Here is a 12490-nt window from a genome sequence, read left to right as displayed (position 1 = left end):
CTAAATTTTGAATTAAAAGAAAAGTTACATTCTAATAGTGGAGTATTTATAGAGATATTATGAGTTTTTTTAATATATTTCTTTGAAACTTTTTTTTTGATTAATTTTCCAGAGAAGTATTTTTTTATATTGTTCATTAATTCTTTTTTAGTACCTCTATGTTCTATTTTTAATGACCTACATATTTTTGATAATTCATCCCTATACCAATAATATTTATTGAAATTTTCAAATGAGGTTATATCTTCAAACTTTGGTCTATTTTCCATTTTTTCACACCCATAACATAATATAATAATTATTCAATTTTTTTTATTAGACTTTTTTATTTTCAATTAATTCTGTTTTACTTAATTTGTCAAATATTGTTATTTGATTACTATATCCCTATACCAAGTTGGAATAGGATTCTGCATATTGTTATACCAATTCATAATATTCTTTGCTTGATTAAGCATAGTATTTACTTCACTTTCTCCAAATTTAATAGCCCATGGTATAGAAGAAAGCGTATTACTGCTAATGTATAATGCAAGTAATTTCCAAAATTTAAACGGTACTTTGTTATCAAAATAACCATTTATAATTCCTGATGCAAACATAGGAGAAATTTGAACACAAAATACGATACGATTAAATTCTTCCCAAGGATCACCAAAATCATAACGGTCAAAATCTATAATAACAATCTTATTCTTTTCAATCATCATATTACCAATATGATAATCTCCGTGTTGAAAGGTTTGTGGCCTGTTTGCAAGCAAATGACGGTTAGAATTCATATAAGAAATCATATCTTTTGCACCATCAAATTTAATATGGCATTCATTGTACATTTTGATTTTACTATCCATTTTTGCATTAAATCGAAATTCCCAATCAGGATGATTCTTTGGAGCTGGAATGGAATGAATTATTTTAAGCATTTTACCTGCTTCAAGACCATAATAATACTGCTCAGAATTAGTAAGATGAGGAATAATTTCTTCAGCATCTTTACCATCAATCCAAGTTTGAAGGATGTAAATACCTTCTTTACACTTTCCTAACTCCACAGGTTTACACATAGAAACATCTAAAGATGCTAGCTGTTTTTGTATACGAAACATATTTTCACGATTAGCACTTTTTTCTTTTGGAGTAATTCTTAGTAAGTATTTTATACCATCATCAGTTATAACACAGTACTTCTTATCACCTGACCAACCTTTATTGATGACTTTTTTCGAAATAAATTTGTATGGAGGAATTATTTCTATATCGCTTTTATAATATTGTTCCTGAAAATGTAATATTTTTTTAATTTCTGTTTTAGTGAAATTTATTCCTTCAGGTGCAGCTACAAGTTTATCTTCTATATCGTTATGACGATGAATAATGCCTATAATACGAGCTATATAATTTTTTACGGGATTATCTATACCAAGAAGATAAACATCTAATTCTTCACCATCTCCACCTAAAACACCTGGAATATATCCATAATTTACAGGATATATGAGATCTGAGTATTTAGGATGAGAACTGCCTATAGGTCGATCAATTTTAATTTCAACTGTTTTTCCAAGATAATAATTAACAAGAGCTTTTCTTAAAGTATAAACAATGAAATCATTTTTCCTTCTCAAATATTCTTCTCTACATTTGTCAGAGTGTATAGTTTCTACAAGTGATAATTTCAAATTTTCATAAGCTTTAGCTACCTTTGGCATTTTATTTAAATAATCTCTAAAATTAATGTAGTTTATCCATTCCATACTATCTTTTAAAACAATATGAATAAAATGTGTTTGTAGATCACCAGTACCATCATAATAACTACCACAGGCAAAAAGAAGTTGGCCTTTCAAATTTGCATTAGGTCTATAATAAAATCCATAATTAATGAATTCTTTTTCTAAAGCAAGAACATCTTTAAAATTATCTACTGCAACTGCAATATCAATTATTGGCTTAGCTTTTATTGTAAAAACAGATGTGCTGCCCACATGTTGAATATCACTTGCAACAGAACCTAAAATCTTATTCAAACGAGAAATTGTTCTTTGAGCTTCAATTTCCCATTCTTTTTCATGGTTGAACAGTTTTACTGTTCCTCTTTTTAAACCTATCATTTTTTGCACCTCAAAAGAAATTAATTTTTATAATCATTTTATCCATTCAATCATACTACATTTGAGAGTTTATATGTTCCTATTTTATAAAAATTTATATTTGTGTATTTGATTTATGATAAAAAACTTGCTTATGACGTAACGTTATAACTTATAATATGAATAAGGAGGTAATGATAATGGAAAAACATAGAATTATACCAAAAGAATATATGACAGTGAGCGAAATTGCAAAGAAAATGAGAGTAACTGTTCGTACGTTGCAATACTATGATAAAGAAGGTTTTTTTTCTCCATCTGTTAAAAGTGATGGAGGACGTAGGTTATATACTAACAAGGATTTAGTTAGACTTCATCAGATTTTATCTTTAAAACATCTCGGTTTTTCATTAAAAAACATAAAAAATAAAATTATGTCACTAGATACTCCAGATAATGTTGCTATAATATTAACTGAACAGGCTGCTGATATTAAAAGGAAAATACAAGATCTTTCAAAAGCATATGAAGAAATTAAATTATTAAAAGCAGAGGTATTACAAATACAATCGGTAGATTTTAAAAAATATGCGAGTATTATTGTTAATCTACAAATGGGAAATAAATTTTACGGACTTATAAAGCATTTTGATGAAGAAACACTTAACCATCTTTACAAAAAGTTTGATATGGAAAGTGGTACAGCCTTTATGAATCAATTTATAGATTTAAACAATAAAACACAAGAATTGCAAAAAAATAATGTATCTCCAGATAGTAAAGAAGGTCAATTACTTGCGAAAGATTTTTGGAAAATGATTATGGATTTTACGGATGGAGATATGAGTATATTTTCAAAGCTTATGGAAATTGGAAACATAAATAAAAATGCAATTGAAAGTGGGGAAAAACAAATGATTGATATGACATATATTGAAAAAGCGTTAGATGTTTATTTAACTAAATTAGGAATTAATCCATTTATAGAGAAAACAAAATGAATATTGCAATGACAATTGATAATTTACAAAAAAACTACGGTAATCATACTGTGTTAAAAGGAATTAGTTTTGATGTAAAAAAAGGCGAAGTTTTTGCCATACTTGGTGTGAATGGTGCTGGAAAAACAACAACTCTTGAATGTATTGAAGGGTTACGTAAGTATGATCAAGGGGTTATTACTATAAATGGAAAAATGGGTATTCAACTGCAATCATCTTCTTTGCCAGAACATATTAAACCAATGGAAGCTGTACAACTTTTTGCAAAATGGAACAAAGTCAAAATTGATCAAGTAATGTTAACAACTCTTTGTATTGACAAACTTGCAAAACAACAATATTTTCAGCTTTCTACAGGTCAAAAACGTCGCTTGCATCTTGCACTTGCATTAATAAGCAATCCAGATATTTTATTTCTTGATGAACCAACAGCAGGTCTTGATGTAGAGGCTAGAATATCACTCCATGCACAAATTCGCAAATTAAAAGATCGGGGTAAAACGATCATCTTGACAAGTCATGATATGGCAGAAGTTGAAATTCTATGTGACAGAATTGCTATTTTGAACAACGGAAATATAGTATTTTTAGGTACATTCGAAGAATTAAGGAAAAAGATTGGGAAACATTATTCCATTAAAATTGAAACTAATCAAGGAAATGATATTGTTGAAACTGATAATGTTTCAGATACACTCTTGAAACTGCTTGAAAACTATAAACAAAAAGGAATTTTGGTATTGGATATAACAATAAGTCGTGGAACACTAGAACAGCACTTTATAGAGCTTGCAAGGAGGAATTTATAATGAGAGCTTTTTTATATGGAGTAGTATTACAATGGAAGCTAGATATTCGAAGTAATACATCGCTTGTTACCTGTTACTTAGTGCCACTTTTATTTTTTGCCATCATGGGTGGTATTTTTACCTCTATAGTTCCAACAATGAAAAATACTCTAATTCAAACTATGACTGTTATGGGTGTATCTATGGGAGCAATAATTGGATTGCCTCCCACCATCTTAGAAACATATGGAAGCGATATAAAAAAAGTCTATCGAGCAAATGGCGTTCCATTATATTTGGGTGTAGCAACTATGTTTATTTCTACATTTATTAATTTGATGATAATGTCTATCCTCATATTTTTGATTGCTCCTATTGTTTTTGATGCAATATTGCCCACAAATATTCCATTTTATTTTCTTGGACTGGCAATTCTTATTATAGTTTCTTTAAGCATTGCAATTGTGTTAGGTTTGTTAGTAAAAAAACAAGCAAAACTAACTATGTTTTCGCAAATTATATTTTTGCCATCTATAATGCTTTCAGGTATTATGTTTCCAGTCAACTTATTGCCAAAACCTCTTGAAATAATTGGAAAAGTATTTCCTGCTACATGGGGCTATAAATTGATGTTGAATAGCGAGTTTCAGATTGAAAATTTATTGGTCTTGATTATCGTTTTTATTATTGCAATACTTTCTATTATTTTTTTACTCAAAAAACAAGTTCAAGAGTGAAAATGAATATTTTACAACAACAATAATTGGTCTCAAAATGACCTTTGTAGTATTCATTTTAAGGGGAATTATTATTGGAACGAATTTTATATACTTTGCTATGCCAATCGTTGAATTTAATTTTAATGGTTAAGTATACCCACTATATTATAATAATGAAATACAATGTGTTTAATATTCTTGAGTATTTCAGAATATTAATTAAATAAAATAGGCAATAATTTTTTCTATTATTCTGTTAAGGTTAAAATAATTTTTTCTCTTCTGAAATATTTATGCCAAGGTTTTTCGCCATATTAGATTGCTTAAAAGGATTTATTTTTTTCACTATTCCATTATGTTTAAAAAATGAACCTGTATTTTTGAACCAAAATGTTATATTTGCTTTTATGCACTGTTTACGGATATTAAGTACCCAATCATAATCACATTCGCGAGCTTCTCGGCCTGTTTCACCACCAACTGTAACATGCTCTACTCCATGAAGATAGGATGTTAGATCTATTGCTTCTAAGATCGGAGCGCATGCAATAAAACGGTGCTTTATCGGATAAGATAAAAATAATGGAAGTCTATAATCAGCCAGCATTTGATTTTCAACAGTACAACCAATATTTACATTGTCATATCCAGTATCCCAATCTGATGGAAGTGATACAAGAAAACGGTCAATTCGTTTTGTCAAAATTAAAAATTCTATATCTGTTCTTTCCCTGATGATAGCCCAAACTTCTTTACGCCATTCATCTGCTTCAGAAAGAAAAAAATCAGTTGCAAAACATGTTGCAAGAACTTTGTTTCCTTTAATTTTGTATTCCCCTTTGGTATCTTTTTTTATGGGCCAATCAAATTTATCTGTTCTTTTTATGATATTTTGACCATATCGTTTTGCATGAGGTCCATAAAAATAACAATATGTGCACCCATCACTAATTTTGTAACAACCTGTCCATGGTTCCCAATTCATTGAGAACTCCTCCTTATTTAGTGAATTTTGTGGTGTCTATTTAGAATCAGTTTTTTATTTGCTTTTTCATCCAAATTCTTATAAGTTATTATTTACCTCAAAATATTTATAATAGCAAATCTATAATTAGTGTAAATAATCATTTTCTATCGCAATTGTTTATGATAATCTAAGAATTCAAATATATATTACCCCCAGATATTTAAAAAGAACAATGAGTTTAATCCCATGATGACAATACCTACTGCTATGAAAAAAGTATGTACATTTTCTCCCCATAAACTTTTGCTTCTATCGACAAGGGTTTTGTATATGATAAATTTACTTTTTTTAATTGATGATACAAATAGAAAAAGACCAATTAATAACATCAAACTTCCCATAAAATATTCATAATGTTCCTCCTTTAGTTCAAATTTACATATGTATTTTTAATGATTTTTTAGTATTACTGTCTGTTTTTCAAGTTGCAAAGAATAAAGCTACATTAAAATCATTCGTTATATCAAATCAATTAGTCTCTAAGCAATAGAGCCAAGGCATCAAAAAAAACCGTTCCATATTTCTTGGCCAAATTCTATATATAATTAAAAGAATGAAAAAATAATCCAAATTCTTCAATTTGCATATCTGTAACTATTTTATAAATTTACTTTTCTTAATAGGTATGCTGGTCAGGTATAGCTTGTTTTTTCAACGATAATGAGGAATTATTATTATTGGAACAAATTTTATATACTTTGCTATGCCAATCGTTGAATTTAATTTTAATGGTTAAGTATACCCACTATATTATAACAATGAAATACAATGTGTTTAATATTCTTATCATTATTTTTACAAAGTGTCCATCATAATCTATTGAAAAAAGTAAGTAGTTTTTTCTCATCAGTAGAGTATATATATTTCTTAGTTGACTTTAAATTTTTATCAATTGATATGAAAATAATATTATTTTCATATTTTATTTCTTCAATTTTTTCAATCACTTTTTTTGATAATTCTTTTTCAGACATAAGTAAATCTCTTTTCAAAACTGAATAATATTGAATTTTAATTCAATAATGGATTTAGAACCATTCAGGGATTTACAAGGCTTACTTTCCAATGCTACAAAAAACATCAATTAAATTGCGAAGCAAGTAAATTCGACCGATGTAATCTATAAAGATGATATAAATGACAGGAAAATGCTCATACTCAATTTTTAAGAAAACGAAATGATTCAGGAACAAATAGGATTATCCTTGCAAGACATCTCATTCAGTCCTTTTTGCCTGGAGAAACAAGTTCTGAAATGGCACATCAAATTGGTATTGAACTTTGTAAAAAGATATTAAAAGATGAGTACGAATTTGTCTTATCTACACACATAGATAAAGGATATATCCACAACCATATTAATGTAAATATGGTAACGGGCAAGTGCTATCAATCTAATAAAAAGAGCTATCATCAAATACGTATCAAAGTGATAAGCTATGCAAAGAAAACAACCTTTCTGTTATTGATGAATTTTATGAAGCTTATAAGAAAAAGTGCAAGGTTAGTGGAAAGTCATGGTATGAAAATGAACAGTCTAAGAAAGGTACTTCTTGGAAAAGCAAACTTCAATTTGACATTGATCGTTTGATAAAACAGTCTAATGATTGGGAAGAATTTCTAAAGAAGATGGCGGAACTTGGTTATGAAATAAAGTATGGAAAACATATAGCCTTTAAGCCAAAAGATAAGCAGAGATTTACAAGGGCTAAGACGATTGGTGAAGATTATACCGAAGAAAAATTAAAAGAGCGTATTACAGAAAATCAAGTTATTAAAACCCCTCCTGTCAAAAAACGAATCGGAAATGTCATAATATGAATACTAATGCCAAAGTGAAAGAGAACAAAGGTTATGAGTATTGGACAACCAAGCATAACTTAAACACAATGGCTGAGTCCGTTGTTTTTATAAGAGAACATGGCATTAAATCTGTTAAGCAAACTTGATGAATACATTCAAAAAACTGCTGAAGAAAGACAGAACTTACAAGATAAAATCAAAGAAATTGACAAGGATATGCAGCTACTTTCTGATACAATGGAGCAGGTTCATACTGTTAAAAAATATCGAGCCTATTACAAAGAATGTAAATCAAATCCTTCCGATAAGGCATTTTTTGAGGAACATAAGGTTGAAATCACACGCTACGAAACAGCTCTTGTAAAACTGAAAAAGTCCTATTTAAAGCTGCCTGATTCAAAGAATATTTTAGATAAACTTGATAAATTGCAAGAAAAAAAGAATACCCTTATGCAAAAGTATTTTTCCTCAAAATCTACTATGAACGAGCTTTATCAAATACGAAAGAACTATGGAATTTACATGGGTAAGGAGATGGAGAGATAGCTCCATCTCCTTATTATTTTTAATGTCTTTCTAGTGCAGCCCCATTTAGCCAGTTCCTTAGAGAAGCGTATATACTACTATCGTCTTGATCTATAACCCAGAACTCATAAGTACTCTTTCTACTTATTTTTTCATATTCTATGTATGGATAAAGACCTAAATATTCAAGACCTCTAAAATTACCGGTTTCTTCCATTACTGGTAATATACATGATTTCCCATTTAACATGCCATCTGCTAAACCCAATTCCCATGGACACCATTTTGAATTAACAATATTTCTAGTGGCAATATAAGATAAGCCTTTACAATTAGATATTCTATTTTTAATAACATTAGCCGTTTTAGGCGATACATTATTTCTATCTAAATTTTTATCATTTATCCAATCTACATATACTGAATAACCTGCATTATTAAATAAATCAATTAGCGTTAATATGAGTTTTTTATCTAAAAAACTATGTGATATAAACAAGTCATATAACTCTTTTTTTGAAAAAACCGCATGATTTTCATTTAAAATCCTAGTTTCCGATGCATTGCTAATGTCTCTTTTTGCAGATTCTCTTATTAAAAAATCTTTTGTTAAAATCATATATATTCCTCTCAAAATCTTTTATATTTTGATAGTTTCCAATAATGCAACCCTAGAGGAGTCAACCTGCATGACTTACTATTTATTGCTGCAAAATACATATGTTCCTCATCGACTGGTTCAATTAAACCAACACTCTCATATAGTTGTAATTCTTTAAACTTACTAACATTTACATCGTTTGCATATGGTTCTCTAATTTCAATCTTATACTCTGGAGTATTAGTGAATTCAAAAGACGGATCTAAAGAATATTCACTATCAGGATTTTGAAAATAATCACTCAACTTCCTTAACACTTCAATAGGAACTTTAGGCTTTATTTTTCTAATGGGAAGGAACCTAGAGATATTTGTTTTAAAAAGAGGTCTTTGTTCCCAGGCTCCCAACGATTGATCGACAAATGAATATAAGCTTGCAGGAGTAATATTACCACCTACATCTGCCGCTCCGCCTTTTAACCCCTGTATCAATAGTTCAGTAAAAACTCCGTGGCCGGGTATACCATCATCCCCCGATACTTCCATAGAATATTCATCACTATTACTTGCTGTTATTATAGTAACTCCATTCGATAAAACAGATTCACTAGAATTTGTAACACCATTTTCACCAAATTTTCCTGAAAAACAGCAGTCTAAAATAATAATTTTATTTTTACTTTTAGACTTGTTTGCCATTGATAAAATTTCGCCCATAGAAATGCCAGCATCCATACCAGTAAAGTCAGGTGTGACTAACTTCCCATTAATTAAACCCGTCCCATGTCCTGAAAAATAAAACAAGGCTATATCCGCCTCGCCTTCATTAAACAACGAATTCAAGCCATCATATAATTCTGCCTTTGTTCTAACATCAAGTGCAAATTTTACATCAAAATTTGGGCTTCCATCTCCATTCATTGAAAGAATCTTGCCCACTTCTTCAGCATCGTTTATACAGCATGATAATGGACAACTAGGATAATCATTTATGCCAACAACTAAAGCTTTATTGTTCACCATATTTTCCCCTCCTAATCAGCCTATATACTTTTAATCCAATTTGAAATATTAGACCATTTCCAGTCCATCAATCTAATATATCCGCATTCACTTGGAATAGCAACTCCAGAGTGACTATCATTTCCGTATATTCCAACTATTGGAATATTTTCATCTTTTGCACACTTCATTTCCCAAATTTGTCCATCTGCATTTTTGGTATTCTTTGTAACTATTGATATCACACCGTCACAACCTTTTATTCTTGTTCTGCAATTTGTTTTCCACTGTGAATCCCACGGTTTTTTAACTGACATATCCACAAATTCAAATGGGCTATTTTCATTTTTCGCTTGTCCTTTTAAAAAATCTCTTAACCGTTCATCTTCAATTGCAAAACTAATAAAAATTCTTTTCATAATTATTTGACCTCCTTAATGTCATTAATTTCTATAATATCTTCAATATTACAGTCTAAAGTATTACAAATCCTAAGTAAAACATCCGTAGTAACATTTTGTCTATTTTTTATTTTATAAAATGTGCTTTTACTCACTTTTACTTTTTCCATAAGTTCAGTATTTTTCATTTCCATATATATTAATTTTTAAATAATTTTTTATAACTAAAACAACTTTATTTATTACATTATAACATAAAATATCCTTTTTAAATAAATATATTCTTTTTATTTAAATTCTTGTAAAATAAAAATCATTGTAGTAATCCCTAAAATTATATTAACCATAAAATTATCTTTCAGACTGATTTTTTTATGGCTTCTTTTTTTTATCTGTTCTCTCTAAGTGCTTTGATAATATTATTTTTATATTTCTATGTATTTTTATAATATTCTTAATAGAAGTTGTAACCTATCCAAAGAGTTTTACAAAACCACTTTATTTAAAATTCTGTAAAATATCTTCTTTTTCTCCATAAGCAGAGTAGTATTCATAAACTTTGGATATTATGGAAAAAATTCCTACCTTAAAGGATTCTCCAGTCTTATTTTTTTCTCATTACATCGACTTTATCTTTAACGAAAAGAAAAAGCTCGTCAAGGCTTTTGGAATGGTGGCTTTGCTTCTTACGGCTACTATCTCACGTATAAACAACTTTTTATACGTAAGATGAAGCTGAAGTAGTATGCATTATTTTTGATAAATATTTAAATGAGAATATGAAATTTTATAAAGTTGCTAATTATCTTAATTTACAGGGTATTCAAAAAATCAGAAGGATAACGACACTTAACGCAATGGAGTACCCATTTTATCAGAAAGTGCAAATTTAAACGACTAGGAAAAAGCTTTGAATAAAGCTATGCTCAAAAAACTAACATATAGCTAATCATAAATCTTATTAAAATTAGGATTTTGCAATAGAAATAAAATCAAGTATAGACAGGAAATTCACAACTTATCGAATACAAGCTTAATCATATGACATCATCTTAGAACTTGAAAAAAATCTCTATTTCTTCAATCAAAGAAATAGAGATTTTTTCATATAACAAGTTTGAATAGTCATTAAAATCTATTTTATTCAATTTTCCTGTTTATAAGTACAGTGAGATATTTACTAATTTTTGCGGGACAAAAGTACGCATGTCTCAATATGGTGAGTATTAGGAAACATATCAAACCCTTTTATAGAATCAACTTTAAAACCATTTTGACTGAGTATATTAAGATCTCTTGAAAGAGTTGACGGATCACATGATATATATATTAAAGTTTTTTTAGTTATTTTAGACATTTTTTCAGAAGCTTTAACTCCAAGGCCACTTCTTGGCGGATCTATTATAATATAATCAAATGTTTTTTGTTTTTCTATACTTTGATTTATATATTGTAAAGAATCTTCTGCAATAAAGTTTATGTTCTTTATTGAATTTATATTTAGATTAGATTTAGCAGCTTTTATAGAGTTTTTTGAGTATTCTACACCAGTTACATGTTTAAAAAGAGGAGAATAAAAAAGACTGAATAAGCCTACACCACAATAAAGATCTAATAAAGTATCTTTAGAGGTGTTTTTAGTTTTTATATATTCTAAAATATATTGTAATATTTTTTCTGTTATATCATAATTTATTTGAAAAAATGAAGTTGGAGGAATTTGATATTCGAATTCATCAAAATTTTCTTTTAATATTCCTTCTCCAAAAAGAGTTTTATAAGGACCTCTTAAAGTTACTTTATCAGAACTGTTCATTACATGTATTAAAGAGTCAAAATTTAATTTTTGTAATAATAAATGTTTTAATTCTTTTGATTTTGGAAGAGTTTCTGTATGAGTTACTATTATTATCATTAATTTATTTGTTTTTGAAGATTTTTTTATTACTAAATGTTTTAACACACCTTTTCTTTTTTTAGGGTCATATATTGGGATATCTAATTCTTTTACAACTTCTTTTACTGTATTTCTTATAGTATTAAAGTAGTCTGGTGCTATATAACATTTTTCTATATTTATTATTTTATGAGATTTTTTTTCATTTAATCCTAATACTATATTATTATTTTCATCTTTTGAGAATGTGAATTCCATTTTATTTCTATAATTTAAATTATTAAAGGATTTTTCAAATTTTTCTGTTTCTATATTCAGATGACCTATTCTTCTTAATTGTTCTTTTAATATATTTTCTTTTTGTTCTATTTGTTTTTCATATCGATAATTTAATAGATCACATCCTCCACATTTATTAAAGTGAGGGCATACAGATTTGACACGATCTTTTGATGGTTCTATTATTTTTGTTACTTTTGAAAAATTTACAGATTTCTTTTTATTATACACTTCAATTTCAATTAGTTCTCCTGGAAGTGCATTTTCTATTAAATATACTTCATTATCATATTTTGCTAATGCATATCCTCCATAAACTATTTTTTCAGGTATTAATTGAATACTCATGATATCT

At 28.3% G+C, this 12490-nt stretch carries 12 protein-coding genes and 4 pseudogenes; 6 read left to right on the top strand and 10 right to left on the bottom strand.

Annotation, left to right across the window (positions count from 1 at the left end):
* The 3 genes and pseudogenes from C7380_RS13445 to C7380_RS13795 all read right to left on the bottom strand — a co-directional run.
* Window positions 1-269: SAP domain-containing protein (locus tag C7380_RS13445; RefSeq protein WP_170110805.1), on the bottom strand; the 269-nt coding region annotated here is incomplete at its 3' end.
* Window positions 270-368: 99 nt separating this feature from the next.
* Entirely contained in the window at window positions 369-1628 is a 1260-nt protein-coding gene (locus tag C7380_RS00260; protein WP_371682077.1) for a phosphotransferase, read from the bottom strand.
* A pseudogene (locus C7380_RS13795) lies at window positions 1608-2114 on the bottom strand (GrpB family protein); the annotation flags it as partial. The pseudogene C7380_RS13795 and the gene C7380_RS00260, both read right to left, overlap by 21 nt.
* A gap of 179 nt (window positions 2115-2293) precedes the next feature.
* Between C7380_RS13795 and C7380_RS00255 the strand changes: the two are divergent.
* The 3 genes from C7380_RS00255 to C7380_RS00245 are packed head-to-tail and all read left to right on the top strand — an operon-like array spanning window position 2294 to window position 4619.
* Window positions 2294-3094 (top strand): MerR family transcriptional regulator, encoded by an 801-nt coding sequence (locus C7380_RS00255; protein WP_109603477.1) that lies wholly within the window; start codon window positions 2294-2296, stop codon window positions 3092-3094.
* Window positions 3091-3903, top strand: a complete 813-nt coding sequence (locus tag C7380_RS00250; RefSeq protein WP_109603476.1) for an ABC transporter ATP-binding protein — start codon at window positions 3091-3093, stop codon at window positions 3901-3903. Before C7380_RS00255 ends, C7380_RS00250 begins: the two co-directional genes overlap by 4 nt.
* Window positions 3903-4619, top strand: a complete 717-nt coding sequence (locus tag C7380_RS00245) for an ABC transporter permease (protein ID WP_109603475.1) — start codon at window positions 3903-3905, stop codon at window positions 4617-4619. The genes C7380_RS00250 and C7380_RS00245 overlap by 1 nt, the downstream gene beginning before the upstream one ends.
* A gap of 244 nt (window positions 4620-4863) precedes the next feature.
* Here the strand turns inward: C7380_RS00245 and C7380_RS00240 are convergent, their stop codons facing one another.
* Together C7380_RS00240 and C7380_RS13440 are read right to left on the bottom strand one after the other, a co-directional pair.
* Entirely contained in the window at window positions 4864-5586 is a 723-nt protein-coding gene (locus C7380_RS00240) for a DUF5131 family protein (protein WP_109603474.1), read from the bottom strand.
* 851 nt (window positions 5587-6437) lie between these two features.
* Window positions 6438-6602, bottom strand: coding sequence for a hypothetical protein (locus C7380_RS13440; protein ID WP_158274728.1), 165 nt, complete (start codon window positions 6600-6602; stop codon window positions 6438-6440).
* Between the two features lie 48 nt (window positions 6603-6650).
* Between C7380_RS13440 and C7380_RS13640 the strand changes: the two are divergent.
* Window positions 6651-6797: pseudogene (locus tag C7380_RS13640) on the top strand (plasmid mobilization relaxosome protein MobC); the annotation flags it as partial.
* A pseudogene (locus C7380_RS13710) lies at window positions 6770-7977 on the top strand (relaxase/mobilization nuclease domain-containing protein); the annotation flags it as partial. The pseudogenes C7380_RS13640 and C7380_RS13710, both read left to right, overlap by 28 nt.
* Before the next feature lie 19 nt (window positions 7978-7996).
* On the opposite strand, the gene C7380_RS00225 reads toward C7380_RS13710, so the two are convergent.
* From C7380_RS00225 to C7380_RS00210, 4 genes and pseudogenes are all read right to left on the bottom strand, one after another.
* Complete coding sequence (locus tag C7380_RS00225; protein ID WP_206050474.1) at window positions 7997-8455, bottom strand: TIR domain-containing protein; 459 nt, start codon at window positions 8453-8455, stop codon at window positions 7997-7999.
* A 131-nt stretch (window positions 8456-8586) separates the two neighbouring features.
* Window positions 8587-9579 (bottom strand): caspase family protein, encoded by a 993-nt coding sequence (locus C7380_RS00220; protein WP_170110804.1) that lies wholly within the window; start codon window positions 9577-9579, stop codon window positions 8587-8589.
* Window positions 9580-9599: 20 nt separating this feature from the next.
* On the bottom strand, window positions 9600-9977 hold the full coding sequence (locus C7380_RS00215) for a TIR domain-containing protein (RefSeq protein ID WP_109603471.1): 378 nt from the start codon (window positions 9975-9977) through the stop codon (window positions 9600-9602).
* 2 nt (window positions 9978-9979) lie between these two features.
* Window positions 9980-10188 (bottom strand): annotated as a pseudogene (locus C7380_RS00210) (helix-turn-helix domain-containing protein); the annotation flags it as partial.
* 520 nt (window positions 10189-10708) lie between these two features.
* Between C7380_RS00210 and C7380_RS13790 the strand changes: the two are divergent.
* Complete coding sequence (locus tag C7380_RS13790; protein WP_206050486.1) at window positions 10709-10852, top strand: hypothetical protein; 144 nt, start codon at window positions 10709-10711, stop codon at window positions 10850-10852.
* 287 nt (window positions 10853-11139) lie between these two features.
* Here the strand turns inward: C7380_RS13790 and rlmD are convergent, their stop codons facing one another.
* Window positions 11140-12483 carry a 23S rRNA (uracil(1939)-C(5))-methyltransferase RlmD gene (gene rlmD, locus C7380_RS00200; protein WP_109603469.1) on the bottom strand — a complete coding sequence of 448 codons (1344 nt, stop codon included), beginning with the start codon at window positions 12481-12483 and terminating at the stop codon, window positions 11140-11142.
* Window positions 12484-12490 lie beyond the last annotated feature (7 nt).

The organism is Oceanotoga teriensis (genome assembly GCF_003148465.1).
Lineage (GTDB): Bacteria > Thermotogota > Thermotogae > Petrotogales > Petrotogaceae > Oceanotoga > Oceanotoga teriensis.
Note: the sequence above shows the minus strand (reverse complement) of the source record. Positions and strands in the feature narration are given on the sequence as shown.